Source organism: Gemmatimonadales bacterium, assembly GCA_036265815.1.
In the GTDB taxonomy this organism is placed as follows: domain Bacteria; phylum Gemmatimonadota; class Gemmatimonadetes; order Gemmatimonadales; family GWC2-71-9; genus CAVVWJ01.
On record DATAOI010000001.1, the window covers coordinates 25,647 to 50,609 of the forward strand.

The window sequence follows — 24,963 nt, forward strand, 5'->3', positions numbered from 1 at the left end:
CATGAGCACCACCCTCGTCTCCGACGAGCGCGCCGCACGCAATCGTCTCCTCGCCCGCGCCCAGGAGATCGGCCAGGCGGAAATGGCCCGGCTGCTCGCCCGCACCAGCGGGTCCGCTGAGCTGTTCCAGCGGGCGCGCCGAATCCTTCCCTATGGTGTGGTCTCCTCGTTTCAGAAGATGCAGCCGTATCCGATCTACGTCCGCCGGGGCAAGGGCAGCCGGATCTGGGACCAGGACGGGGCGGAGTATCTCGACTTCCACGGGGGGTTCGGGGCGATGGTGCTGGGCCACGCCCATCCGCGGGTGGTCGAGGCCATTCAGCAAGCCGCTAGCCAGGGCACCCACTTCGCGGTGACTACGGAGGCCGCGGTGGCATTCGGCGAGGAGATCTGCCGCCGCTTCAAGCTGGAGATGCTGCGGTTCGCCAACTCCGGAACCGAAGCCACCATGGACGCGATCCGGGTGGCCCGGGCCGCCACCGGGCGGGACGTGGTCTGCAAGATCGAAGGCTCCTACCACGGGCACCACGACAGCGTGATGTTCTCGGTCATTCCCAACGCCGACACCATGGGAGGTCGCGAGCGGCCGGCGAGCGCGCCGGTCTCCAAGGGGATGGTCAAGGACGCCTCGAAGTACATCGAGGTGGTGCCCTTCAATGATGCCGGGCATCTGGAGCGGGTCTTCGCCGAGCGGGGTAGCGAGATCGCCTGCCTCATCATGGAGCCGGCGATGATGAACCTGGGCATCGTGCTGCCCCAGCCGGGGTACCTGGAGCGGGTGCGGGAGCTCTGCACCCGGCACGGCGTGGTCTTCATCTTCGATGAGATCAAGACCGGATTCACCATCGCCCCGGGCGGCGCCTCGGAGCGCTTCGGGGTGCAGCCCGACCTCGTCTGCCTGGCCAAGGCCATCGCCGGCGGGCTGCCGGCAGCGGCGTTCGGCGGCCGGGAGGATCTGATGCGCCTGATCGAGCAGGGCGTCTCCCAGCAGGGCACCTACAACGGCAACCCGCTCGTGGCGCAGGTGGGCCTGGTCGTCCTCACCGAGCTGCTCACCGCCGATGCCTACCGCCACTTCGCCCGGCTCGGCACCCGGCTGGCGCAGGGATGTCAGGCGGCCATCGAGCGCTATCACATCCCGGCACACACCATCGATCTGGGCGCCAAGGGCTGCGTCTCCTACCGCCCGACGCCGATGACCAACTACCGGGACTTCCTGGAGACCACGCCGGAGCTCTTCGCCGCGTCGTACCCCTGGCTGCTGAACCGCGGGATCTTCATGACCCCGGGCGATGAGGAGCAGTGGACCCTCTCGGTCCAGCACACCGACGCGGACGTCGACCGCTACGTCGGGGTGTTCACCGAATTCTGCGCGGCGCTGACAGGGTAGGCGCTCCCCCCGGCACCCCCCGCCGAACAAAGACCGGCAGTATATATTTCTCCGATGAGCAACCCACGTTTCGAGGTCGTCGCTCCCTTCGCGCCGGCCGGTGATCAGCCCAAGGCCATCTGCGAGCTCTCCGAAGGCCTCCGTCGGGGCGACAAGTACCAGACCCTGCTCGGCGTCACCGGGTCGGGCAAGACCATGACCCTGGCGCACACCATCGCCAGCCACGGGAAGCCCACGCTGGTGCTGTCGCACAACAAGACCCTCGCCGCCCAGCTCTACGGCGAGCTGCGCCAGTTCCTGCCCAAGAACGCCGTCGAGTACTTCGTCTCCTATTACGACTACTACCAGCCCGAAGCGTACGTCCCCTCCACCGACGTGTACATCGAGAAGGACGCGTCGATCAACCAGGATATCGAGAGCCTCCGGCTCCGCGCCACCTCGAGCCTGATGGAGCGCGACGACGTGGTCATCGTCGCCACGGTGAGCGCCATCTACGGTCTGGGCGATCCGGTGGAGTATCGCAAGCTGATGGTGACCGTCAGCCGCGGCGAGCAGCGGGGCCGGGACGACATCCTGAGCGAGCTGGTGCGGATCCAGTACAGCCGCAATGACGTCAGCTTCGAGCAGGGCACCTTCCGGGTCCGGGGCGACTCGATCGAGATCTTCCCCGCGTACGCCGAGCAGGCCATCCGGATCGAGCTCTGGGGCGACGAAGTGGAGCGGATCAGCAAGATCAATCCGCTGACCGGCGACACCATCGCCCAGCTCGACCAGTGCGCCATCTATCCCGCCAAGCACTTCGTGACCGAGCGCTCCAAGATCGAACGCGCGGTCACCCTCATCCGGGCCGAGCTGGCGGAGCGGTTGACCGAGCTCAAGGCGGCGGGCAAGCTGCTGGAGGCCCAGCGGCTGGAGTCCCGCACCAACTTCGACGTCGAGATGCTGCTCGAGGTCGGCACCTGCGCCGGGATCGAGAACTACTCCCGCCACCTGAGCGGTCGCCGCCAGGGGGAGCGGCCCGCCTGCCTGTTCGACTACTTCCCGCCCGATTTCCTGGTGGTGGTCGACGAGTCGCACGTCAGCTTCCCCCAGATCGGCGGCATGTACAACGGCGACCGGGCGCGGAAGCTCACGCTGGTCGAGTATGGCTTCCGCCTGCCGTCCGCGCTGGACAACCGTCCCCTCCAGTTCGACGAGTTCATGGCGCTGGTGCCGCAGATGCTCAGCCTCTCGGCCACGCCGGGCGATTTCGAGCTCGGGCTCTCCCAGGGGGTCGTGGTGGAGCAGATCATCCGGCCCACCCACCTGGTCGACCCCGAGGTGGACGTGCGGCCGGTCCGGGGCCAGGTCGACGATCTGCTGAACGAGATCCGGATCCGCGAAGCCCGCCACGAGCGGGTGCTGGTCACCACGCTGACCAAACGGATGTCGGAGGATCTCACCGACTACCTGCAGCAGGCCGGGGTCCGGGTGCGGTATCTCCACTCCGACATCGACGCGATCGAGCGGATGGAAATCCTCCGCGGCTTGCGGCTGGGCGACTTCGACGTGCTGGTGGGGATCAACCTGCTGCGCGAGGGGCTCGACCTGCCCGAGGTGTCGCTGGTGGCCATCCTCGACGCCGACCAGGAAGGCTTCCTCCGGTCGGATCGCTCGCTGGTGCAGACCATCGGACGGGCGGCCCGCAACCTGAACGGCCGGGCCATTCTCTACGCCGACCGGCTGACCGGCTCGATGCAACGCGCGTTGGAGGAGATGGACCGCCGGCGCACCATCCAGCGGCAATACAACGAGCAGCACGGCATCACCCCGCGCTCCATCATCAAGTCGATGGACGAGGTCCGGCTCTCCACCCACGTGGCCGACGCGCGGACCGAGCGGCCGGAGCCCAAGCTGGCGATTCAGGAGCGGGTCGACCTGCACGATCCGGCCAAGCGGGCGGCCATGATCCAGTCGCTGGAGCGGCAGATGCGCCAGGCGGCCGCCAACCTGGAGTTCGAGCTCGCCGCCATGCTGCGCGATCAGGTGAACGACCTCAAGGCGCTCGGCGCGCCCGACGTGCGCCGGGGCGGAGTCCCCCGGCTCCGCCGGCAGGCGTGATCCGCGAGTTGACCCGCGCCGAGCTCGAGTCGGAGGGCGTCGCGCTGGGCCGCTCGCTGCCCCCCGGAGCGGTGCTCGCCTTCGAAGGCGAGCTGGGAGCGGGCAAGACCACCTTCATCCAGGCCATCGCGCGCGGGCTCGGCGTCGCCGCGCCGGCCACCAGCCCGACCTACGCGCTGGTGCACCGCTACCAGGGGCGTCGCGGTCCGGTCTTCCACCTCGATTGCTATCGTCTGCGCTCACCCGAGGAAGCCGCCGACCTCGACTGGGAGGGGCTCGCGGCCGAAGGCGATGCCATCCTGGTGGAGTGGCCCCGCCAGGCGGGCGAGTGGTTGCCGCCCACCGACCGGTGGTTCCGGCTGCATCATCTGCCCGACCCGGCCCGGCGCGGCCTGGAGATGGTCTGATGTGGCTCGCCATCGAGACCGCCACCCAGCGGGCCTCCATCGCGGTGGGCCGCTCCGCCGGCGACGCGGTAGCGGAGAGCCTCGCGGGTGCACGGCGTCACGCGGCCGGTCTGCTTCCCATGATCGCCGCTCTGCTGGACCGGACCGGGGCGACGCTCGATGACCTCACCGGTCTTGCGCTCAGCGATGGACCCGGCAGCTTCACCGGCCTTCGGGTCGGCGCCGCGGTGGCCAAGGCGCTGGTACAGGCGCGCGGGCTGCCGCTCTGGACCGCGCCGTCGCTCATGGTGCGGGCCAGCGGGGTCGCCCGCGAGGGTCACACGGTGCTCGCGGTGGCCGACGCGCTCCGGGGTGAGGTGTATGCGGCCGCCTATCGCTTCGAGCCAGGGGAGGTCGTCACCCTGCTGGCTCCGTCGGTGTATCGCCCGCAGGTGCTGGTCGACGCGGCGCCGCGTCCGTCCACCCTGGTGGGCGAAGCATCGCCCAGCGCCGTGGAGCTGCTGGAGCGCTGGTCGGGCTCCCGGCTGGTGGGGCCACCCGAGGGTGCTCCTCACGCCAGCCAGCTCATCGAGCTGGTGGGGCGCCGTGGCGGCGCAGTCCGGATCACAGCCGTAGAGCGGTGGGCGCCGGAGTACGGCCGGCCCGCCGAGGCACAGGCACGCTGGGAGGCGGCGCATGGACGCCCCATGCCGGATCCGCTCGGCAGCGCCGGCTGACGCGCCGGCGCTCGTCGGCATCGAGCGCCGCGCGTTCAGCGATCCCTGGAGCGAGACCAGCTTTCGGGAGGCGCTTACCTCTTCCTGGACTTTCGGGCTGGTGGCGGAGACGGCGCGTGGGGTAGCCGGCTACCTGATCGGACGCGATGTGGCCGGCTCGGGCGAGGTCCTCAACCTGGCGGTGGCCCCCGAGTTCCGCCGGCGAGGCATCGGCAGCGCGCTGCTCCGCGCCGGGATCGTCGCGCTCCGGCGCCGAAGGGTGGACGAGGTCTTCCTCGAGGTGCGCGAGTCCAATCGTTCCGCTCAGGCGCTGTATCTGAGTCATGGGTTCCGGCCGGTCGGACAGCGGGCGGCGTACTACCGGAACCCGCGGGAGGACGCGCTGGTCCTCCGGCTGGAGCTGGAGCAGCCTGCGTGAAACCGGGTGGCCGCGCGGACCTTTGATTGCCGCGCCGCGTCGCGCGGTCTACATTTTATCGGGGTCCGTACGAGCGGGCCTACCCCGGAACCCTGGAGGTGCATGTGAGCCGAAGTCTGAACAAAGTCATTCTCATCGGGAACCTGGGGGCGGACCCGGAGGTCCGCAGCACCTCGAACGGGTCCCGGGTGGCAACGCTCTCGGTGGCCACCAGCCGGCAGTGGAAGAACCAGTCCGGCGAGAAGCAGGAGAAGACCGAGTGGCACCGGGTGGTGCTCTGGAACAACAAGGGCTCCACGCTCGCGGACATCGCCGAGAAGTATTGCAAGAAGGGCGATAAGGTGTACGTCGAAGGCAGCATCGAGTACCGCTCCTGGCAGGACCGGGAGGGCCAGACCCGCTACACCACCGAGATCACCGCACGAGAGCTCATCCTGCTGTCGGGCCGGAGCGACGGCGGCTCCGAGTTCGCGGCCCCGAGCAAGGTCGCCGCGGCCGCCGCCGGGGCGCCCAAGGGCAAGGACCAGTCGTTCGAGGATTTCCCCGAAGCGCTCGACGCCGAGGACGACGATCTGCCGTTCTAGGGGAGGTGGGGCAGGGTGATGCAGGGTGGGGCAAGGTGGGGCAGGGGTCGTGAGCCATTGGATCGGTTCTTCCACCTTGCCCCACCTTGCCCCACTCTGCCTCACCTTGCCCCACCCTGCCCCCGGCCGCTTCAACGCCCAACCACTTCCCGCGCTGGCGCTTAGGGGTTCTCGGCGCACCCTTCCCCCGGTGGCGTTGAACTTGCCTCGTCTGCCCCTGAACCGCGTTCCACGTTCACGACCCATCTCCATACCCGACAACGACGTCGCTGGGAGATCCCGATGCCGCGCACGTTCCACCGGAAGTGGCTGGGCATGCTCGCCCTGGCCGTAAGCCCGACCCTGGTGCTCGCCCAGGAAGCCACGCCCCAGTCCCACACCGTCCGGCAGGGAGACACGCTCTGGGACCTCGCCAAGCAGTATCGTGGCGACCCGTTCCTCTGGCCCGACATCTACCGGATGAATACGGCCACAGTGGCCGACCCGCACTGGATCTACCCAGGGGAAGTGCTCCGTCTGGCCGGCGCCGATACCGTCCCGTCGGTGCCTGCCACCGACACACCCATCCCGCCGGTCGCCGAGGCGGCCGACACCGTGCCGGCAGTCGCCAACGCCGCGGATTCGTCAGCCGCCGCCACGGATTCGTCAGTCGCCGCCGCGGATACGGTGCAGGCCGGGGAGCCCGCTGCAGTCACCGCGCAGGCGCCGGTCACTGACAGCGAGGTCAGTCACCAGCTCACCCTGGCGCAGCTCACGTCGGCGTCCGCCACCGATGAGGGACCCGCGCCGCTGTTTGCCTCGCGCCGATCCCAGATGCTGCAGGAGACCATCCGGGGGTACGTGGAGCAGCCGTATCGACCGCTCCGACGCAGCGAGTTCTACTCCTCCGGATTTCTCACCGAGGGTGAGAACCTGCCGTTCGGCAAGGTGGTGGGACCGGTGACGCCGCAGCAGATCCGCTCGGAGGGCGGCAACGCCAGCGCGCTGCCCTATTCGCTCATCGCGGTCGAGGCACCGCGGGGCGCCACCTACCAGATCGGCGACAGTCTCCTGGTGGCCCAGCTCGGCGCCGAGTTGCGGTCCCACGATGAAGTGGTGATGCCCACCGGCCTCGCTCGCGTGGTCGACACCGTGTCCGGGCGCTACATCGCGAGCGTCGATGCCACCTACGGCCCTATCCGGAGCGGCCAGCGGGTCCTTCCGGCTGAGAAGTTCACTCCGTCGGGCACCGAGCACGCGGTGCGGGTGAGCAATGGGGTCCGCGCCCGGCTGCTGGGCGGCCCTGGCCGGCAGGAAATGAAAGCGCCCCAGATGGTGCTCTTCCTCGACAAGGGCCGGGCGGATGGCGTCGCGGCCGGCGATCTGTTCGAGGTCCGGCGCCGGGCGGAGCGGTTGAGCGACGGCAGCCAGCGGATCAACGAGCTGATGGCCACGCTCCAGATCGTGCACGTACGAGAGCATACCGCTACCGCGCGGATCATGAATGTGGTGTCGCCCGACATCCCGCCCGGCACGGACGCCGTGCAGGTCGCCAAGCTGCCGAGCTGAGCTTCTCCACCCGATAGGATCGATGCGGCGCCGGGGCATGCCCCGGCGCCGCATCGTTTTTCCCGGTTCCTTCCTCGCTTCACGTATCTATATTGCGGGGCGGTAGATCGCGACATCCCCCTGGCGTCACAAGCGGAGATCCCGATGGCGAGACCGAGCGAATGAGCCGGCGCGTGCTGGTGACCGGAGGAGCCGGGTTCATCGGCTCCCACATCGCGGAGGCGTATCTCCGCGACGGGTGGGAGGTCACGGTGCTCGACGACCTGTCGCGTGGTCATGAAAAGAACGTTCCCGCCGGCGTTCGGTTCGTCCGCGCCGACATCCGCTCGCCCGAGGCCCGCCAGCTGCTCGCCGCCGGCGGCTTCGACGTCCTGAACCACCATGCGGCCCAGATCGATGTCCGCGTCTCGGTCGACGATCCCGCGCTGGACGCGGGGATCAACATCGTCGGACTGGTCAATCTGTTGGACGGGGCGGGCGCCGGCAGGGTGAAGCGCGTGGTGTTCGCCAGCAGCGGTGGCGTGGTGTATGGCGACCCCGAGATCATCCCCACACCGGAGACCGCACCCAAGCTGCCGATCTCGCCCTACGGCGTGAGCAAGCTTTCCGGCGAGCACTACCTCCGGACCCTCGGTGCGTTGCGTGGGTTCGAGGCGGTCGCCATGCGCTACGCCAACGTGTTCGGACCCCGGCAGGACCCCAAGTCGGAGGCCGGCGTGGTCTCCATCTTCGTCTCCCGGCTGCTCGAGTCCCGGCCGCTCACCATCTTCGGCGACGGGCTGCAGACCCGCGACTACGTATTCGTGAAGGACGTGGCCCGGGCCAACGTCCTCGCCAGCGGCGCGACCCTGCCTGCCGCCGATGGCCTGGATGCGGCGGCGTTCAACGTGGCCACCTCGATCCAGCGCAACGTGATCGAGCTGGCGGACGCGGTCGGCCAGGTGATGGGCCGGCCCAAGCCTCCCCGGGAGTTCGCGCCTCCGCGTCCGGGCGAGCTCCTGCGCAGCTCGCTCGACATCCGCAAGGCACGCCAGGTCCTCGGATGGACGCCCGAGGTGACCTTCGACGATGGGCTTCGCGAGCTGATCGCGTGGTTCGGAAAGGAGGCCAGGTGACGCTGCAGGGGGGAGGCGCCGTTCCGGGTTCGGCGGTCGAGCTGGTGCTCACCGCCAGCGTCGAAACCAAGGTCGTTCTCTGCATCACCGCCGTCTTCTCGCTGGTCTCGTGGTTCATCATCGTGTTCAAGTGGTGGCAGTTTCGGAAGCTGAACCGGCAGGCGGACCGGTTCTTCGCCGAGATGGAGCGGACCACCCGGCTGCAGGAGGCCTATCACGCGGTGATGAAGCAGCCGCCGTCGCCCTACAATCGCCTGTTTCGGGAGGCCATCACCTTCTATTCGGAGCTGCGCCCCGGCGTGTTGCGGGAGGAGCGCGGCGCCGATCGGAGCACCCTCACGCCGACCCAGCTCGAGGCGCTGAAGATGGTGCTGGGGAAGGAGGTCGCGGCCGAGCGGGATGTGCTGGGACACTACATCCCCTGGCTCGCCACCATCGGCTCGGTGAGCCCCCTGCTGGGCCTGCTCGGCACCACCCTCGGCATCATCGCGGCGTTCACCGGTATCGCTACCAAGGGATCGGGCAATCTGGCCGCCGTGGCGCCAGGCGTGGCCGAAGCGCTGGTGGCCACGTTCGCCGGACTCGCGGCGGCCATCCCGGCGGTGATCGCGTACAATCTCTACGTCAACCGGGTGCGGCTCTTCGCCGGCGAGCTCGAAGGCTTCGCCAACGAGCTCGTCGGCACCATGGCCCGGGAGGGGCTGCTCTAGATGGCGGGGCTCGGGGGCGGGTTGGGCAGCCAGCGGGGCGAGCTGCCACTCATGGCGGACGTGAACGTCACCTCCTTGGTCGACGTAATGCTCGTGCTCCTCATCATCTTCATGATCACGGCACCGATGATGCAGGGCGGCGTCGATGTCGAGCTGCCCAAGGCAGAGGCCCGGCCGCTCTCCCCCAAGGAAGGCATGGTGGTGTCGGTCAACCGTGACGGGCGCATCTTCGTGGACCAGACGCCGGTCTCCTTCAATGATTTTCGGGTGACGTTCCGTTCCCTCGTGACCACCAGAAAGCCGACCGGGGTGTACCTCCAGGCGGACACTCGTGTCCCCTACGGACAGGTGGTCCGGGTCCTGGCGATCATCCGGAACGCCGGCATCCAGAATGTGGGACTGGTCGCGGCGGAGGAATCGTCCCCGTGAACCTCCGTACCGACCGTGGGCGCCCGCCCGGCACTGCGGCGGGCATGGTCGGGACGATCGTGGTCCACGCGGCCGCGGCGGGCTTCCTCTTCAGCCAGGTGGGATCGTCCACCCCGACGCCGCCGGCGTACGCGGTCGAGCTGGTGGCCGCCCCGGCGCCCGCGCCCAAGCAGCGGCTGGCTCGGGAGGCGGTTCCGACCCCGCCTCCGGAGGAGAAGCCGGCGCCGGTGAAGCCGCCGCCCAAGCCGCTCAAGAAGCCGCCGGCGCCGGTGCCCAAGCCGGCGCCGCCCAAGGAGACCACACGGGAGCCGCCGCCCAAGACCGCGGCACCGGTCACCCCGGCTCCCGGCGAAACGCCGAGCACCGGCACCGACGTGGCGACGATCAAGACACCGGGACTGCAGTTTCCTTTTCCGGAATATCTCCGGAACATCGTGACCCAGGTCTATAAGAATTGGGACCGCGAGACGGCCCGGCAGAACAGCTTCGCAGAGATCAGCTTTCTCATTCTCAGGGATGGTTCGGTGCGCGAAATCCACTTCGTTACCCGCTCGGGCAGCTTTGCCTTCGACCTCGGCGCACAGGGCGCCATCGAGGCGGCCGGTAACGCGCGAGCGTTCGGTCCGCTGCCCGATGGCTGGGACGCCGATGTCCTGCCGGTGAGCTTCTACTTCAAGCCCACCGTGCAATGAGCGGCCGCACGGGTGTGGCGGCGCTGGCCGCCGTACTGCTGGGGCTGTTCACAGCCTCTCGTGCCGGGGCGCAGGACACGACCCAGGTCAGGGAAGGCGTGCGGGTGGGGCTGGAATACCGACCCGGCGTTCGCCCCGGGCTCGTGGTGCTTCCCGGCGCCGGGCTCGATTCGGTGCGCGCGGTGGTGCGGCGCGATCTCGACTACAGCGATCGTTTCGAGATGATCGCGCTGGAGGACGCGCCGCCCAGCTCGGCCGCGGGGCGGACCGGCGCCGAAGCCGGAGGCGGGGTCAACTACGGCCTCTACAAAACGCTGGGGGCGCAGTTCGCGGTGGAGCTGCTGGATGCCGCCGGTGGCGGCGTCACCGCGCGGCTGTACGACATCACCACGGCGCAGGTGCGGAGCCAGCAGAGCTTCGCCCTTCCCGGCGCCGCCGACGCAACCTACCGGCTCGAGCTCCACCGGGTGGCCGACGAAGTCGCCCGCTGGGCCACGGGCACGCCTGGGTCGGCCGCGACCCGATTGCTCTTCGTGTCGGGCGGACGGGTCTATCGCATGGACAGTGACGGGGAGGACATTGCGCCGCTCACGCCCGCGGGGGCCACGGCGCTCTCACCGGTCTGGTCACCGGACGGGCAGCGCTTCGCCTTCACCCAGTTCGCCGCTGGCCGCGGCCCGATCTCGGTACAGCCCGTCGGCGGCGGCGCGGGGTTAGTGGTGCCGGGCACGCAGACCGGCCTCAACATCACGCCGATGTTCTCGCCCGACGGCCGCACGCTGGCGTACGCCCATTCGGACGAGAACGGCACCGACGTCTTCACCGCCAATGTGATCGATCGTTGTTGCGCGCAACGCTTGACCGTGGGACGCTTCGCGGACAACTTATCACCAACGTTTTCGCCAGATGGCCGGCGCATCGCCTTCGTGTCCACCCGCGCCGGGCCCCCGCAGGTCTACGTCATGGCAGCGGACGGAACCGACCAGGAGCTCCTGGCGCCCTTCGACTATGGCGCGACCGGCAGCTCCAACGCTCCGGAGTGGTCGCCCGACGGCGCCAACGTCGCCTTTCACCGCGAAGTCGCCGGCAGCCCGCAGCTGTTCCTGGTCGATGTCGCGGGTCGCCACGTGCGGCAGCTCACGTCGTCCGGCCGCAACGAAGACCCGACCTGGGGTCCCGACGGCCGGCACATCGCCTTCGTGTCGGACCGGAGCGGTCGGCGCCAGCTTTGGGTCATCGACGTCGAGACCGGTCGCGTACGCCAGCTGGACACGCCCGGCGCGGCGCGGCTCCCTGCGTGGTCCCGCCGCCTGGGGCGGACCGCGGTACCCACCAACCCATGAACTCGGAGTCATGATGCGCGCTTCACCCATGCTGATGCTCCTGGCCACCGCCGGGTTCGCCGTCGCCTGCGGCGGGAAGCCCAAGCCGGAGGAGCCCGTCCCGCAGGCGGAGCCCGCACCGGCTCCCACCCCTGCTCCGACCCCGACCAACACCGAGAGCGACGCCGATCGCATCGCGCGTGAAAAGGCGGCACGCGACGCGGCCGCCAAGGCCCTGTCCGCCGACCTGGCCGCCATGATCAACTTCGATTACGACCAGGCCACCATCCGGCAGAACGACGAGGCCACGCTGGATCGGAAGGCCGCCATCCTCGCGGCCAACTCGAACGTGAAGCTCACCATCAGCGGCCACGCCGACGAGCGCGGGTCCGACGAGTACAACCTGGCGCTGGGGAACCGGCGCGCCGCAGCGGCCAAGCGGTACCTGCAGAACAAGGGCGTCGACGCCTCCCGCATCGACGTGGTGTCCTACGGCGAAGAGCGGCCGCTCAACCCCGGCCACGACGAGACCGCCTACGCCCAGAACCGGCGCGACGAGTTCCAGGTGACCGCCGGCGGGGACAACCTGGTCGCGCCGCAGTGATCGTACACCGCCCGGCGCGGCTCCCCGCGGGTGTCACCCGCCGGCTCCCAGGCCTCCTGCTGGCGGCGCTCGCGGCCGGCGGCTGCGTCACCAAGGGAGACGTGCAGATGGTCCAGGCGGACGTGGCGCTGCTCAAGGCCGAGTCGGCCCGCCGGGACTCGGCTCGCGCGGCCCAGCTCGCCGAAGTGATTCAGGTGCAGCAGCGCATCATGGACTCCCTGACGGTGAGCCGGCGGGCGTTGGGCCAGCTCAAGGGAGACATCGGGACCGACCTCTACAACATCCAGCAGCAGCTGGTGCAGTTACAGGAGCTGACCGGCCAGAGCCAGCAGCGGCTGAGCGAGCTCCGGACCCAGCTCGAGGCCCGCGGGGCGCAACGAGACCTCTCCCCGACCACTCCCCCGGCGCCGGGCGACAGCGCGCAGCCGTCGTCGGGGGCCAATGCCTCGGCGGACCAGATGTACGAGGCCTCGCTCGCGCAGCTCCGGCGGGGCAGCACCTCCACCGCCCGTATCGGCCTGCGCGAGATGCTTCGGTCCTATCCCACCAGCCCCCGGGCGCCCGATGCGCTCTACTTCATCGGGCAGAGCTTTGCCGCCGAGAACCCCGACTCCGCCGCCGAATACTACGGGCAGGTGGCGGAGAAGTACCCGACGTCCCCTCGGGCGCCGTCGGCGCTGTACAACCTCGGCCTGCTCGCGGAGCGGCGAAAAGAGTCGGCCAAGGCGAAGGACGCCTATCAGCGGGTGGTGCAGAAGTACCCTCAGTCCGACGAAGCGGCGCTGGCCCGTGACCGACTGAAGGCGCTCGGGCGCTAAGCCCGGGCGCGCCACCGCTTCATGACCGGCTCTCCGGGGGAAATGCCGTTCCTTGATCATCTCGAGGAACTGCGCTGGCGGATTCTCCGGTCGATCGGCGCCGTGGTCGTGGGGTTCGCCATCGGGCTCTGGGCGGTGCAGCGGCTGCAGCTGGTGACCGTGCTCAAGCAGCCGATCGCCCCCTATCTCACCGGCGGCAAGCTGGTGGTGACCAGTCCGACCGACCCGGTCATGATCGTGTTCAAGCTCGGCTTCGTGGTCGGGCTGGTGCTCGCCTCTCCCATCATCCTGTGGCAGGTGTGGGCCTTCCTGGCTCCGGCGCTCTACGCCCGGGAGAAGAAGGCCCTGGTGCCGGCGTTGTTCGCCGGGACCGGGCTGTTCCTCACCGGAGCGGTCCTGGCCTACCTCTTCGTCGTTCCTCAGGCGCTCCGGGTGCTGTTCAGCTTCCAGACCGAGGCGATTCAGCCGTTCATCACCTACGACGCCTACTTCGACTTCGTCCTGCAGGTGGTGCTGGCGCTGGGACTCTCCTTCGAGCTCCCGCTCATCATCATGATCCTCGCCTGGCTGGGCATCGTCGGCCCGTCGGAGCTCAGCCGGTTCCGCCGCTACGCCGTGGTCATCGCCTTCATCCTGGGGGCCGTGCTGTCACCCGGCACCGACCTGGTCTCGATGGTGATGATGACGATCCCGCTCCTGCTGCTGTACGAGGTGGGGTATGCCGGAGCGGTGATCATCGGCCGGCGGCGGCGGGCAGCCACGGTCACGGCGGTGCTGCTGGTGGGGCTGGGCCTCCTGGGGGCCCCGGCCAGGCTCGACGGCCAGGTTCCCAGCGGGCGGCAGGTGCCGGTGACCAGGGCCGACTCCTTGCGCGCTCAGGCGCGGCTCCGGGCGGACTCGCTGGGCGACAGCACCCAAGCCCGCGCGGGGCAGTCGCTCGACACCGCCACCGCCCGCCGGCTGGGCATTCCCACCCAGCCCTCCCGCTCGTTCGCCCCGCCCGACTCGGTGGTCAATGCGCTGCTCAACGACAAGCCGGGCTACCAGGCCACCCGCTACCGGGCGGATTCGGCCACCGTGTTCATCCAGGGAGAGCGGGTGCTGCTGGAGGGCGAGGCGCTCACCGAGCGCCAGGGGTCCATGCTGGAGGCGGACACGATCACCTACCTCCGCAGCAGCTGCCTGCTCGACGCGAGCGGCCAGCCGCACATGTTCGATCGGGGCCAGGTCTTGGTGGGAGAGAGCATCCGCTACGATACCTGCCGCCGGCGTGGCGTGGTGAACGAGGCCCTGACCAACTTCACCGAGGGCTCGACGGTGTGGTTCCTCCGGGGCAACGTCGCCCAGGACTCGAGCTCCCGGCGGATCTACGCCGGGTCCAGCGAGATCACCAGCTGCAACCTGCCGATCCCGCATTACCATTTCGCGGCCCGCGAGGTGAAGTGGATCTCCAAGAGCGTCCTGGTGGCCCGGCCGGTGACGCTCTACGTACGGGATGTGCCCATCCTCTGGCTCCCGTTCGTGTTTCAGGACGTGCGGCCGGGACGCCACTCCGGCATTCTGATCCCCCAGTTCGGCCTCAACGATCTGGTCCGGCCGACCCGCACATACAACCGGCAGGTCACCAACATCGGCTACTACTGGGCCCCGAGCGACTATCTCGACCTGACCGGCCGGCTCGACTGGTTCGCCAATCGGTACGTGCAGTATGGGGTGGCGGGGCAGTACCGCTGGCTCAACCGCTTCATGACCGGCTCGGTGGGCTTCAACGAGCAGCGGCAGGATGGTGGGGGATCGGGACTGACCTTCCGCTGGGACCACCGGCAGACATTCAATCTCTCGACCAGCCTGAATTTCAGCGTCAACTACGCGAGCAACACGGCGGTGGTCCGGCGGAACGCGATCGATCCGCTGCAGAACACGCAGCAGATCACCAGCTCGCTCAACTACTCCAAGCGCTTCGGCTGGGGCACGGTGACGCTGGGTGGCAACCGGCGGCAGAGCCTGACCGACGGGAGTGTGCAGCAGCTCCTCCCGGCGCTGACGCTCTCGCCGGTGCCGATCGCCATCGGATCGAACGTCACCTGGTCGCCGGGGCTCAGCATCACCAACAACACCACCTCCAAGACCGCGCTCCCCAGCTTCGTGCAGGTACTTCCCGGAGGGGTGCTCGACACCATCGCCCAGACCGGCAGCAGCCGGATCACGGCGCTCAACCTCGACACCCCGATCCGGTTCGGCGGATTCAACTGGCAGAACTCGATCCAGGTGAACGACCAGACGTCCACCGGGCGGGACTCGGTGTCCTTCGGTACCGACGATCCATCCACCCCGGATCCGACCGACTCGGTCACCGTCACCCGGTTCTTCGCCGGCGATTTCCAGAGCTCGCTCGACTGGGATACCGGGATCAACCTGCCGGTGCTCTTCCGCGGCTCGTGGAAGCTCCAGCCGGTGGTCGGAATCGGCAACTCACTGGCGGGGCAGCCGTTCGCCATCCGGAATCGCAACACCGGCGGCAGCTTCGTGCAGCAGGGGAAGCGGTTTCGCTTCTCGGTGACCTCCGCACCGACCCTGTTCGGATTCTTTCCCGGCATCGGGCCGCTGAGCCGCATCCGGCACAGCTTGTCACCGGTCATCACCTGGAACTATCAGCCCGCGGCCAATGTGAACGAGGAGTTCGCCCGCGCGGTGGCCCAGCCGGGCCAGCCGGTCACGCTCCGGAGCGACGCCACCCAGCAGGTGAGCGTCTCGCTCTCGCAGACCTTCGAGGGGAAGCGGCGCCCGCCCCGCGGCGACACCTCCTCGGTGAACGATCAGAAGCTCCGCCTGCTCAGCATCAGCACCAGCGCGGTGAGCTACGATTTCGAGCAGGCCAAGAAGCCGGGCTTCACCGGGTGGACCACCCCGAGCGTCACCAATTCGCTGCTCAGCGACCTCCTGCCGGGCTTCAACGTGAGCCTGACCCACGATCTGTGGCGAGGCCAGGTCGGCAGCGACACGGCCAAGTTCGTCCCCTTCCTCTCCAACGTGAGTGCCAGCTTCGCCATCTCGGGGAATACCTTCCGCGCGATCGGGTCGATCTTCGGCCTGGGCGGCAAGGGCGGGGCCCGCGCCGGGGGCGATCAGGTGCCGACGTCCTACGTCGCCGAATCGGGACGAAACCGGCGCCCGGGATCGTTCTACAGCAGCAGCGAAGTACCGCTGCAGCGGGGCGGTCGGAGCTTTTCAGCCAACTTCAACTACTCGCTCTCCCGCACCCGCCCGGTGGAGGGTGTGGTGGCCTCGACCTCGAGCCCCGAGCGCCAGAGCCTGGGATTCAGCACCAGCTTCTCGCCCACTCCGTTCTGGGCGCTCTCCTGGTCGTCGCAGTACAACATCACCGACGCAAAGTTCGAGTCCCATGTGGTCCGGCTGGAGCGTGATCTCCACGAATGGCGGGCGGCATTCAACTTTACCCGCAATGCCAACGGGAACTTCGCCTTCTATTTCTCGATCTACCTGAGCGACCTGCCCGACCTCAAGTTCGACTACGATCAGACGACGTTCGAGCAGTAGGTGTCACCCAGGTCGGACGCCGACCCCTTTCCCGGGTCGGCTAAGTGTCGCCGGGAATGGAGTTGGCCCACTCGGCCAGGTGGCACGCGAACTGCGAGTCGAAGCCCAACCCTCTTCGGAGACGTTCCCAATGCGTGGCTGGCCGATCCCCATCGTCCTCCTGGTCGCCGGGTGCTCCTCCCATGACGGGTCGGGGCCAGGCACCGCGGTCGACACTCCCAACACCCTCTCGAGTACCACATTGGATGGAGCGATCGCGCTGAGTTGGTCGGATAATCCATTTATCGCCGATCCCGACATTTTCCAGAACTACCGGGTCTACAGCACCTCATACGATCTCGACAACGACGCGTGTGGCACGAAGTGGAGCCTCGAGGGTACTACCGTCGCCCCCGAGTTCGTGGTCGGTGCGCTCACCAACGGCGTGCCGAAGTGCTTCTCCGTGACCGCGGAGAGCGTCGACGGGTTCGAGAGTGCCCGCTCGCCACTCCGACCCGACACGCCGCGCCCGGACGCGCGGAACGTGGTGGTCTACGCCTTTCAGGAGAGACCGGACCAGAGCGGCTTTCGCTTCTGGGAGGACCTCGACGGAGATGGCCTCACGCAGGGCGGTGAGCTCGGGCTGATCCAGCCCGGCACGTCCAACACCATCGACTTCTTTGTCGACCGGGACACCTCAGGCGATCTCTTCCTGACTCCCGTGCGGGCCGGCACCGGGGTCGAGTACTACGATGACAGCGCTCCGGTGGCGGATCTCACCAGCATCGATTTCGCGGCCTTTCGGACGTACCGGCCCGACGGCATCCTGGCGATTCCGGGATACGGGTACGTGTTCCAGATGAGCGGTGGCGACGGCTTCAAGCGCTATGGGGCCGTGCGGGTGACCCATGTGGGGCAGAACTTCCTGATTCTCGACTGGGCCTTCCAGACCGATCCGGGCAATCCCGAGCTGGTGGTGACGCACCGCTGACGTGGCACGCCGTCCGGGTGGGGGTTGAATCAGGGGGCGGCCGCGGGCAACTTCGGGCGATGCCCGAATTCACCTGCGTCATCGATGGTCGCTCGCTCTCGGTCGCCGACGTGACCCGGGCGGCCCGGGAGGCCCGCGTCAAGGTCGGCATCGACGATGGCGCCCGCCGAGCGCTGCTCCGGAGCCGGCAGCTGGTCGAGGCGGCGATCGCGTCGGGACAGACGATTTACGGGATCAACACCGGGTTCGGCAAGCTCGCCAACGTGCGGGTCGCACCGGACCAGCTCGACCGGCTCCAGACAAACCTGATCCGCAGCCACTCCGCCGGCGTCGGCTCGCCGCTGCCGGAGGGCGTGGTGCGCGCCGTGATGCTCCTCCGCGCCAACGTCCTGCTCCGTCCCACCAGTGGGGTCCGCCCCGAGTTGGTGGACGCCCTGGTGGCCCTGCTCAACGCCGGCATCGTCCCGGTCGTGCCGGAGCAGGGGAGCGTGGGCGCGAGCGGAGACCTGGCCCCGCTCAGCCACATCGCGCTCGTGCTGATGGGCGAGGGCGACGTCCTGCTCCCCGGCGGCCGCGGGCCCGCGGCGGCAGCCCTCGCGGCCGCGGGCCTGGCGCCGTTCCGCCTCGCTCCTAAAGAGGGCATCGCCTTCATCAACGGCACCCAGGCGCAGACCGCGCTCCTGGCTCTCCTGGTGCACGATGCCCGGGTGCTCTGGCGCACCGCGGTTGGCGCCGCGGCGATGAGCCTGGAAGCGCTGCGGGGCACGCCCGCGCCGCTCGATCAGCGGATTCACGCCGCACGTCCGCACCGTGGGCAGATCGAGACCGCCGAACTGATGCGGGACCTGCTGCAGGACAGCGAGATCCGGGAATCCCACCGGGAAGGCGATCCCCGCGTCCAGGACGCCTACAGTCTCCGGTGCGCTCCTCAGGTGCTCGGCGCCGTCAGTGACGCGCTGCGATTCGCCGAGGAGACCGTGGCGGTGGAGCTCAACGCCTCCACCGACAACCCCCTGGTGTTCGAGAACGGCGAAGTGATCTCCGGAGGAAACTTCCACGGGCAGCCCGTGGCGCAGGCTCTCGACGTGCTGGCGATGACGCTCACCACCCTGCAGGCGATCGCGGAGCGGCGGGTGGAGCGGCTGGTGAACCCCGATCTCTCCCAGGGGCTCCCCGCCTTCCTGACTCGCGATCCCGGCCTCTGCTCCGGGCTCATGATGGTGCAGATCACCGCGGCATCCCTGGTGGCGGAATCCCGGGCGATCGCGATGCCGGCCAGCATCGGGTCGATTCCCACCGACGCCAATCAGGAAGACTTCGTGCCCATGGGCATGGCCGCGGCGTACAAGGCCCAGCGCATCCTGCTCAACGCGCAACGGGTGGTCGGCGCGGAGCTGCTGTGCGCCGCCCAGGGACTCGAGTTCCTCAAGCCCCTGGCCCCGGGGCGCGGCGTGGCCGCGCTGTACCGGCGGCTGCGAGGGCTCACCCCCCCGGTTCTGCCGCTGGAGGACGATCGGGCGCCCGCCCCAGACCTGGAACGGATGGCGCAGGCGGTGGCCGCCGGCGCACTCGATCCTGCGGCCATCTGAGGCTTCGCGGCGGGCTGCTTGCCGCTCCTCAGACAGCCCGGTATCTTTTGGTCGCTCCTCGCCTTATCCCTGGTCTCCTCCTTCTTCGTCCGAGCCGCATGAATCTGGAAAAGCTGAAAGACTCGGCGCGGAAGTTCGAGCAGAAGGAGGATTGGCGGAAGGCCATAGAAGTCTACCTGAAGGCCATCCAGCAGATCGAGTCCGGCGCGGAGACCAGCCCCGACCTGTCGCTCTACAACCGGGTCGGCGACCTCTACCTCAAAATCAACGACACCGCGGCTGCCGTGCGCTCCTACGAGCGCGCGGTCGACCTGTATTCCGACCAGGGGTTCTTCAACAACGCCATCGCGCTCTGCGGCAAGATCCTGCGGGTCAATCCGGGCAGGACCCAGACCTACCTCAAGCTGGCTCAGCTCCACGCGCGGAAGAATGTCGTCATCGAAGCCAAACGGAACCTGATCGAGTTCCTCGAGCGGATGAACGCGCTGGGCCAGCTCGACCTGGCCTTCCAGTCGGTGAGCCAGTTCGCGGATCAGTTCTCCGGCAGTCAGGAGATCCGGATCATGCTGGTCGAGCTGCTGCGGGCCGCTTCCCGGGAGGATGAAGCCCGCGAGCAGCTGGAGAAGCTGGCGGGCGACCTGGAGGCCCGGGGCGATAAGGCCGGTGCCCGCCGAACGCTCGAGCAGATCCAGGAGATCGATGCTCCCCGGTCAGCGCCGCAGCCGCCGCCAATGGCCCGTCCCGGTGATCTGGTGTTTCTCGACACCGGCTTCCACCTGCCGGCCGCACCGCCGGCACGCCCCTCTGGCGAGCAGTCCGAGCCTGCCGCCGCGGAACCGCCCTCGGACGAGCCGGCGGCGGCGGGGATTCCGGAGCCGGAGTCCGCGGCCCCGCCGGAAGGCCTGATGGTCACGGAATCGTTTACCGAGACGGCTGGCTCGGAAGACTTGATTCTCGACCCGTTGGCACCCACTGCCTCGGAGCTGGGGAGCGAGGGGGAGCTCGGGGACGCCATGCTCACCGGGCTGGAGCATACCTCCGAGCCTGCTGTGGACCGGGCGCCGGAGAGCGAGAGCATGGAGCCGCTCGATCTGGAGGAGATGACCTCGGAGGGGCTCCAGTTCGAGGGCGTACGGCTGGCCGGCATGGAGGAGGAACCGGTCTTGCCGTCGGAGCTCATGGACGAGCTGCTCGACATCCCAGACATGGTCGGGATGGAGGAGCCTGCCGCCGAGCCGCCGCCGGCGGACCTCGCCGCGCCGACGGCCGGGCTGCCCCTCATCGAAGTCGAGTCGGAGTCAGCCGGGCAATTGGACGAGTCGGAAGCCGGGGAGCTCGCGGCGCTGGAGGACCGGATCGCGGACGAGCCGGACAACCCGGACCTGCATCGCGAGCTGGCCGAGCGGGTGCTGTTGCAGGGCGATCTGGCGCGGGGGCGGGACGAGCTGGATCACGCCCTGGCGGGCTACGAGCGACTGGAGGATTGGGCCGCCGCCGCCCGGGTCAGCGACCTGCTCGTGACGCTGGATCCCGACGGCATCCGGTATCACCAGAAGCGGGTCGAGCTGGCCTACCGCATGGGGGATAAGGCGCCGCTGCTGGAAGCCTACCTCTCGCTGGGCGATGCGTTGGCGCGCTCCGGCGCCACGGACAAGGCCATCGCGGTCTATGGTCGGGTGCACGAGCACGACCCGGACAACCCGCGCGCCATGACCGCGCTCGCGGCGCTGACTGCCGAGCCAGCCTCCCCACAGGCCTCGACGTCGCCAGTGGCGCCGACCGTGGCCCCGCCGCCCCCCGCGCCCCGGGTCAGTCCTCCCGTTCGCGCCCCAGCGGCTTCGGCTCCTGCCGCGTCGCCGCCGGACGCGGCGCCTCCTGCCCCCCCGGTGGCCGGGGGCAGCTTTGTCGATCTCGGCTCCATGGTGCTGGAGGAGACCGGCCCGCGTGACACCCGGATGCGGATCGACCGCCGGGAGCCGCAGGACGAAGACGAGCAGCGGGAGTTCAAGGAGATCCTGGAGCAGTTCAAGCGAGGCATCGAGGAAAACCTGGACACCGACGACTACCAGGCCCACTACGACCTCGGCGTCGCGTTCAAGGAGATGGGCCTGCTGGACGAGGCTATCGCCGAGTTCCAGAAGGCGCTCCGGGCACCGGAAGGCCGGCTCCGCACCTCGGAGGCGCTGGGGATGGCCTTCTTCGAGAAGGGCCAGTTTCCGGTGGCGGAGGCGGTCCTGCGCCGCGCGGTCGAGGCGGTGGACGAGGGCGACGAGGCCAAGATCGGACTGATCTACTGGCTGGGCCGGGCGTCGGAGGCTCAAGGGAAGGACACCGACGCGATCGCGAGCTACGAGCGTGCGATGGCAGTCGATATCCGCTTCATGGATCTGAACGACCGGATCCATCGGCTCTCGGCTGGGCGGCGGGAGTGAGCCCACGGACCGCGCCGATCAGCCTGGCCGATCTGCAGCGGCCGGTGCGCGCCCGGTTGGAGCGGGTGCCGCAGGAGCTGCGTCGGATCGTGGAGGCCGATTTCGGGCTCATCGCCCAGGTGAACTCGCATCTGTTCCAGACCCAGGGGAAGATGTTCCGTCCCACCCTTCTCCTGCTGTCCGACGAGGCCACCGGCGCGCGGGATCCGAGGGTGAGCACTCTGGCAGCCGTGGTCGAGCTCATCCACCTCGCCACCCTGGTCCACGACGACTCGGTGGACCATTCGGTGCTCCGGCGTGGGATGCCGACCATCAATTCGCTGTTCAGCCACCAGGTGTCGGTCATCATGGGCGACTACCTGTACTCCCGGGCCGTGATCGAGCTGGTCCGGCTGGACGACCTGGAGCCGCTCCGGGTGCTGAGCCGGGTGACCAACGAGATGACCGTCGGCGAGATGCGGCAGCTCCTGGCGCACGAGCCGCTGGAATTCAGGGAGGAGTCGTACGATCTGCTGATCCGGGCCAAGACCGCGTCGCTGCTCTCGGGGGCCTGCGAGGTCGGCGCGCTGCACGCCGCACCGGAGGAGCGTGCGGCTCTCCGGCGATTCGGTGAGGCGCTGGGAATGGCCTTCCAGATCGTGGATGACCTGCTCGACTACGTGGGCGACTCCAGCGTCACCGGCAAGCCCACGGGGTCCGATTTGAGGGAGCACAAGGTCACCTTGCCGCTCATTGCCGCGCTGCCCCGGATGGGGGACTGCGAGCAGCGCCAGGTGGCGGGATTGATGGCAACCGCGGAGCCGTCGGACGGCCAGATCGCCGATGTGATCGCCGCGGTGGCCGAAGCTGGCGGGCTGGAGTACGCCCGAGACCGGGCGCTGCGCCTGGCGCAGCAGGCCGATGGCGAGCTCGACGCCCTGACCCCCTCGCGGGGCCGTGACGCGCTCCGCGCCAGCATCATCTACGTCGTGGACCGGACCCGCTGATGGCCAGCGGACCGCATCGACCCGGGTGGTACTTCGGGGTGCTCGTCACCGGGTTCCTGACCGGTGGCTTCCTCACCGCGCTGCTCCGACGGTGGCTGCCGGAAAGCGCCGCCCGGGACTTCTTCACCACCACCGCCACCTCGGTGTTCGGGCCTGTCTCGATGGACCTCCTGGTGGTAAACTTCACTCTGGGCCCGATCGGTCTGCACATCTCCCTCTTGAGCCTGATCGGGGTCCTGCTGGCGTACGTGATCGCACGTTCGCTCTTCTAGGGGGTCCCGTGGCAAACCTCGGCTTACCTGAAATCCTGATGATTCTGGTGGTGGTCCTGCTGCTCTTCGGCGCCAAGCGGCTGCCGGAGGTGGGCGCGTCGATTGGCAAAGGTATCCGGGAGTTCAAGCGGAGCCTGACCGATACGCAGGAGGCCATCATGGGGGGGGAGGAGTCCCAGCGGAATACGGCTCGTCAGATGGATGCGCCGCCGCCCCCCAAGCAGACGTCGGGCGAGCCCAAGCGGCTCTCCCAGTAGCCAAACGACGGGGCCCGCGATAGCCCGCGGGCCCCGTCGAGCTCCGGGTCCGGACCTGTTGCGGCCGAGAGCTACGTCTGCTGGCCCGCCGGTGCCGAACGCAGGACCTGCTTCCGGTCGTCGACCACCTTGGCCGCCTCCCGCAACGCGCTCAGGTAGCTCCGCACCCGCTCCTGCCGGGCCAGATTGATCATCCGCCCGCGATACTCATCCAGCTCCTTCACGAACTTGGCCGAGTCTGCCTTGGTGTGCTGGAGCGACTGGACGACGTAGATCCCTTCCTTGGTGTCGAGCAGGCCACTGGTCTGACCGCTATCCAGACCGAATGCCGTGCCGACCACCACGGGATTGGTGAGCGGTGGGTTGATTCGGGAGAACGGCCCGAACTCCTGGTTCGGCACCTTCATGGCGGCCGCGGCATCGGCCAGGCTGGCGCCCGACTCGACCCGCTTGAGGTAGTCCTGGGCTACCTTGCGTCCTAACGCCAGCTTCTTGTCGTTCCGGGCGGTGTATTCGACCGCCGAGCGGATTTGCGCCAGTGGAGGCACGCCCTCCGGCTGCAGGCTGTCGAGACGGAAGACATAAAAGGCTATCGTGCTCTCGATGACCGGGCTGGTGGCGCCAGGCTTGGCCTGGAACGCCCAGACGCCGGCGTCGGGCACCACCAGGCGCCCGAGCTGGACCTTGGTGCCCTCCTGGACCGGTCCCGACCGTCCGATGGGAAGCTTGAGCGCACGGGCCGCGGTGTCGAGCGCCGCGGGGTCGGCGTGGTCGGCCCCCAGCCGCTCCAGGCTATCGGCCTCGGCGTCGAGCTTGTCGCGGTGCGCCCCGGACACCTGGATCGGGATCAGGACATGGCGGCCCTTCGCCTTGTTTCCCTTCCGGCTGGTGATCTCGATCAGATGGAAGCCGAACTGAGACAGCACCGGCTGTGAGACGGTGTTGAGCGGGAGCTTGAAGGCGGCTGAGTCGAACGCCGGATCCATGGAGCCTCGGGTCCATTCATCGAGGTCGCCGCCGCGGGCAGCGCTCACGCTGTCGGACGATTCCCGCCGGGCCACGTCGGCGAACGGCGCGCCGCCGGCGATCTCCTGGCGCAGCGAATCCGCCCGTGCCCGCGCGGCGGCGGTATCGGCGGCAGTGGTCAAGCGGGGGAGCGCGACGAAGCTCAGGAAGGCGGTGGCCGGGCGCTTGAAGTCGCTCTGGTGCGCCTTGTAGTAAGCCTGGATCTCCGCGTCGGTGAGCTTGACCGTCGAGTCGGGGATGACGTTCTTGGGCACGACGGCGGTGAGGGAGACCTTCACCATCTCGTGCTCGTCACGGTACTGCTCCCAGAGGGCCGCGTCGGAGAGGTAGACGTCGGCTGTCACCACCCGCAGCAGCTTGGAGCGCAGCAGCTGCTCGCGATACTGGCTCTCCAGCGCCGGCAGATACTGCTCGGCAACGCTGGAGGTGAGCCAGCGCTGATACTTGGCCATGTCGAACTGGCTGTCGGTCTGGAACTCGGGAATCTTCTGGAACTCGGGCGGCGGCGAGGTCCTGAGCGCCTGGACGATCTCGTCCTCCGACACGGTGATGCCCCGGCGCCGGTACTCGGCCTGCAGCACGCTGGTCTGCACGAATTGCTCCCAGACCTCGTCCCGGATCTGAGCGTATTCCTCCATGCCGAGCGCGCCCGGCGCCTGGCGCTGGCGGGCGTCGATGTTCTGCTGGACCACCGTCTGATAGGTCCGGGCATCGATGCTCTGCCCATTGACCTTGCCGACGGCGGTCTTGGTGAGCAGCCCGGTGCCGCCGGTGATGCCGCTCAAGTCGAGCACCAGCCAGGCGAAGAAGGTGAAGGCGACCACCACCATGAGCGGCTTGGCGGCATTGCGGAACGCTTGCATCATAGCGGAACGAGACTCCAGACTTTGGGGGGCGCAGGCCGGCCTGAAGCTTAAGTCCGGCACTGCAGAACCTCAAGGCGGCAAATTGGTTAACAGTTGACAGGCCAGCAACGGCTGGCTACTCTCACCGTACTCTCCGCAACGACGTAGATCGTTC

Annotated in this window: 22 protein-coding genes; 21 read left to right on the forward strand and 1 reads right to left on the reverse strand. The window is 68.7% G+C overall.

Translation table 11 applies throughout. From position 1 onward, the window contains the following. Nucleotide 1: 1 nt before the first annotated feature. The 21 genes from VHR41_00100 to tatA all read left to right on the forward strand — a co-directional run bounded on the left by VHR41_00100 (nucleotide 2) and on the right by tatA (nucleotide 22,917). On the forward strand, nucleotides 2–1,390 hold the full coding sequence (locus VHR41_00100) for an aspartate aminotransferase family protein (protein ID HEX3232564.1): 1,389 nt from the start codon (nucleotides 2–4) through the stop codon (nucleotides 1,388–1,390). 54 nt (nucleotides 1,391–1,444) lie between these two features. Beyond that, nucleotides 1,445–3,490, forward strand: coding sequence for an excinuclease ABC subunit UvrB (uvrB, locus tag VHR41_00105; GenBank protein ID HEX3232565.1), 2,046 nt, complete (start codon nucleotides 1,445–1,447; stop codon nucleotides 3,488–3,490). Continuing rightward, complete coding sequence (gene tsaE / locus VHR41_00110; protein ID HEX3232566.1) at nucleotides 3,487–3,897, forward strand: tRNA (adenosine(37)-N6)-threonylcarbamoyltransferase complex ATPase subunit type 1 TsaE; 411 nt, start codon at nucleotides 3,487–3,489, stop codon at nucleotides 3,895–3,897. Before uvrB ends, tsaE begins: the two co-directional genes overlap by 4 nt. Next, nucleotides 3,897–4,613 carry a tRNA (adenosine(37)-N6)-threonylcarbamoyltransferase complex dimerization subunit type 1 TsaB gene (gene tsaB / locus VHR41_00115; GenBank protein HEX3232567.1) on the forward strand — a complete coding sequence of 239 codons (717 nt, stop codon included), beginning with the start codon at nucleotides 3,897–3,899 and terminating at the stop codon, nucleotides 4,611–4,613. The genes tsaE and tsaB overlap by 1 nt, the downstream gene beginning before the upstream one ends. Then, on the forward strand, nucleotides 4,573–5,031 hold the full coding sequence (rimI, locus tag VHR41_00120) for a ribosomal protein S18-alanine N-acetyltransferase (protein ID HEX3232568.1): 459 nt from the start codon (nucleotides 4,573–4,575) through the stop codon (nucleotides 5,029–5,031). The genes tsaB and rimI overlap by 41 nt, the downstream gene beginning before the upstream one ends. A gap of 104 nt (nucleotides 5,032–5,135) precedes the next feature. Next, complete coding sequence (locus tag VHR41_00125) at nucleotides 5,136–5,615, forward strand: single-stranded DNA-binding protein (protein HEX3232569.1); 480 nt, start codon at nucleotides 5,136–5,138, stop codon at nucleotides 5,613–5,615. A 282-nt stretch (nucleotides 5,616–5,897) separates the two neighbouring features. Further along, on the forward strand, nucleotides 5,898–7,163 hold the full coding sequence (locus VHR41_00130) for a LysM domain-containing protein (protein ID HEX3232570.1): 1,266 nt from the start codon (nucleotides 5,898–5,900) through the stop codon (nucleotides 7,161–7,163). A gap of 161 nt (nucleotides 7,164–7,324) precedes the next feature. Then, the gene (locus VHR41_00135) at nucleotides 7,325–8,278 is read left to right on the forward strand and encodes an NAD-dependent epimerase/dehydratase family protein (GenBank protein HEX3232571.1); all 954 of its coding nucleotides are present in this window, start codon (nucleotides 7,325–7,327) and stop codon (nucleotides 8,276–8,278) included. Further along, the gene (locus tag VHR41_00140) at nucleotides 8,275–8,988 is read left to right on the forward strand and encodes a MotA/TolQ/ExbB proton channel family protein (GenBank protein ID HEX3232572.1); all 714 of its coding nucleotides are present in this window, start codon (nucleotides 8,275–8,277) and stop codon (nucleotides 8,986–8,988) included. The genes VHR41_00135 and VHR41_00140 overlap by 4 nt, the downstream gene beginning before the upstream one ends. Continuing rightward, nucleotides 8,989–9,417 carry an ExbD/TolR family protein gene (locus VHR41_00145; GenBank protein HEX3232573.1) on the forward strand — a complete coding sequence of 143 codons (429 nt, stop codon included), beginning with the start codon at nucleotides 8,989–8,991 and terminating at the stop codon, nucleotides 9,415–9,417. Next, a complete protein-coding gene (locus tag VHR41_00150; protein HEX3232574.1) occupies nucleotides 9,414–10,109 on the forward strand; it encodes a TonB C-terminal domain-containing protein in 696 nt (231 codons plus the stop codon). The genes VHR41_00145 and VHR41_00150 overlap by 4 nt, the downstream gene beginning before the upstream one ends. Further along, nucleotides 10,106–11,452 carry a hypothetical protein gene (locus tag VHR41_00155; GenBank protein HEX3232575.1) on the forward strand — a complete coding sequence of 449 codons (1,347 nt, stop codon included), beginning with the start codon at nucleotides 10,106–10,108 and terminating at the stop codon, nucleotides 11,450–11,452. The genes VHR41_00150 and VHR41_00155 overlap by 4 nt, the downstream gene beginning before the upstream one ends. A 10-nt stretch (nucleotides 11,453–11,462) precedes the next feature. Beyond that, nucleotides 11,463–12,035 carry a peptidoglycan-associated lipoprotein Pal gene (gene pal / locus VHR41_00160; protein HEX3232576.1) on the forward strand — a complete coding sequence of 191 codons (573 nt, stop codon included), beginning with the start codon at nucleotides 11,463–11,465 and terminating at the stop codon, nucleotides 12,033–12,035. Beyond that, on the forward strand, nucleotides 12,032–12,853 hold the full coding sequence (locus VHR41_00165) for a tetratricopeptide repeat protein (protein ID HEX3232577.1): 822 nt from the start codon (nucleotides 12,032–12,034) through the stop codon (nucleotides 12,851–12,853). The genes pal and VHR41_00165 overlap by 4 nt, the downstream gene beginning before the upstream one ends. 21 nt (nucleotides 12,854–12,874) lie before the next feature. Continuing rightward, nucleotides 12,875–16,411 (forward strand): twin-arginine translocase subunit TatC, encoded by a 3,537-nt coding sequence (tatC, locus tag VHR41_00170; GenBank protein HEX3232578.1) that lies wholly within the window; start codon nucleotides 12,875–12,877, stop codon nucleotides 16,409–16,411. A 130-nt stretch (nucleotides 16,412–16,541) separates the two neighbouring features. Then, nucleotides 16,542–17,381: a hypothetical protein gene (locus tag VHR41_00175; GenBank protein ID HEX3232579.1), complete on the forward strand. Its 840-nt coding sequence runs from the start codon at nucleotides 16,542–16,544 to the stop codon at nucleotides 17,379–17,381. Between the two features lie 59 nt (nucleotides 17,382–17,440). After that, the gene (gene hutH, locus VHR41_00180) at nucleotides 17,441–18,970 is read left to right on the forward strand and encodes a histidine ammonia-lyase (GenBank protein HEX3232580.1); all 1,530 of its coding nucleotides are present in this window, start codon (nucleotides 17,441–17,443) and stop codon (nucleotides 18,968–18,970) included. A 98-nt stretch (nucleotides 18,971–19,068) separates the two neighbouring features. Next, on the forward strand, nucleotides 19,069–21,402 hold the full coding sequence (locus VHR41_00185) for a tetratricopeptide repeat protein (protein ID HEX3232581.1): 2,334 nt from the start codon (nucleotides 19,069–19,071) through the stop codon (nucleotides 21,400–21,402). Beyond that, entirely contained in the window at nucleotides 21,399–22,388 is a 990-nt protein-coding gene (locus tag VHR41_00190) for a polyprenyl synthetase family protein (protein HEX3232582.1), read from the forward strand. The genes VHR41_00185 and VHR41_00190 overlap by 4 nt, the downstream gene beginning before the upstream one ends. Beyond that, a complete protein-coding gene (locus VHR41_00195; GenBank protein ID HEX3232583.1) occupies nucleotides 22,388–22,660 on the forward strand; it encodes a DUF4321 domain-containing protein in 273 nt (90 codons plus the stop codon). Before VHR41_00190 ends, VHR41_00195 begins: the two co-directional genes overlap by 1 nt. Before the next feature lie 8 nt (nucleotides 22,661–22,668). Then, nucleotides 22,669–22,917: a twin-arginine translocase TatA/TatE family subunit gene (gene tatA, locus VHR41_00200; GenBank protein ID HEX3232584.1), complete on the forward strand. Its 249-nt coding sequence runs from the start codon at nucleotides 22,669–22,671 to the stop codon at nucleotides 22,915–22,917. A 71-nt stretch (nucleotides 22,918–22,988) separates the two neighbouring features. Here the strand turns inward: tatA and VHR41_00205 are convergent, their stop codons facing one another. Continuing rightward, a complete protein-coding gene (locus tag VHR41_00205) occupies nucleotides 22,989–24,809 on the reverse strand; it encodes a peptidylprolyl isomerase (protein ID HEX3232585.1) in 1,821 nt (606 codons plus the stop codon). Nucleotides 24,810–24,963 lie beyond the last annotated feature (154 nt).

Excerpts from the sequence above, each read along its gene's own strand:
- VHR41_00100 (HEX3232564.1), top strand. The coding sequence starts at position 2 with ATGAGCACCACCCTCGTCTCCGACGAGCGCGCCGCACGCAATCGTCTC.
- uvrB (HEX3232565.1), top strand. The coding sequence starts at position 1,445 with ATGAGCAACCCACGTTTCGAGGTCGTCGCTCCCTTCGCGCCGGCCGGT.
- tsaB (HEX3232567.1), top strand. The coding sequence starts at position 3,897 with ATGTGGCTCGCCATCGAGACCGCCACCCAGCGGGCCTCCATCGCGGTG.
- rimI (HEX3232568.1), top strand. The coding sequence starts at position 4,573 with ATGGACGCCCCATGCCGGATCCGCTCGGCAGCGCCGGCTGACGCGCCG.
- VHR41_00130 (HEX3232570.1), top strand. The coding sequence starts at position 5,898 with ATGCCGCGCACGTTCCACCGGAAGTGGCTGGGCATGCTCGCCCTGGCC.
- VHR41_00135 (HEX3232571.1), top strand. The coding sequence starts at position 7,325 with ATGAGCCGGCGCGTGCTGGTGACCGGAGGAGCCGGGTTCATCGGCTCC.
- VHR41_00145 (HEX3232573.1), top strand. The coding sequence starts at position 8,989 with ATGGCGGGGCTCGGGGGCGGGTTGGGCAGCCAGCGGGGCGAGCTGCCA.
- VHR41_00155 (HEX3232575.1), top strand. The coding sequence starts at position 10,106 with ATGAGCGGCCGCACGGGTGTGGCGGCGCTGGCCGCCGTACTGCTGGGG.
- pal (HEX3232576.1), top strand. The coding sequence starts at position 11,463 with ATGATGCGCGCTTCACCCATGCTGATGCTCCTGGCCACCGCCGGGTTC.
- tatC (HEX3232578.1), top strand. The coding sequence starts at position 12,875 with ATGACCGGCTCTCCGGGGGAAATGCCGTTCCTTGATCATCTCGAGGAA.
- VHR41_00175 (HEX3232579.1), top strand. The coding sequence starts at position 16,542 with ATGCGTGGCTGGCCGATCCCCATCGTCCTCCTGGTCGCCGGGTGCTCC.
- hutH (HEX3232580.1), top strand. The coding sequence starts at position 17,441 with ATGCCCGAATTCACCTGCGTCATCGATGGTCGCTCGCTCTCGGTCGCC.
- VHR41_00185 (HEX3232581.1), top strand. The coding sequence starts at position 19,069 with ATGAATCTGGAAAAGCTGAAAGACTCGGCGCGGAAGTTCGAGCAGAAG.
- VHR41_00195 (HEX3232583.1), top strand. The coding sequence starts at position 22,388 with ATGGCCAGCGGACCGCATCGACCCGGGTGGTACTTCGGGGTGCTCGTC.
- VHR41_00205 (HEX3232585.1), bottom strand. The coding sequence starts at position 24,809 with ATGATGCAAGCGTTCCGCAATGCCGCCAAGCCGCTCATGGTGGTGGTC.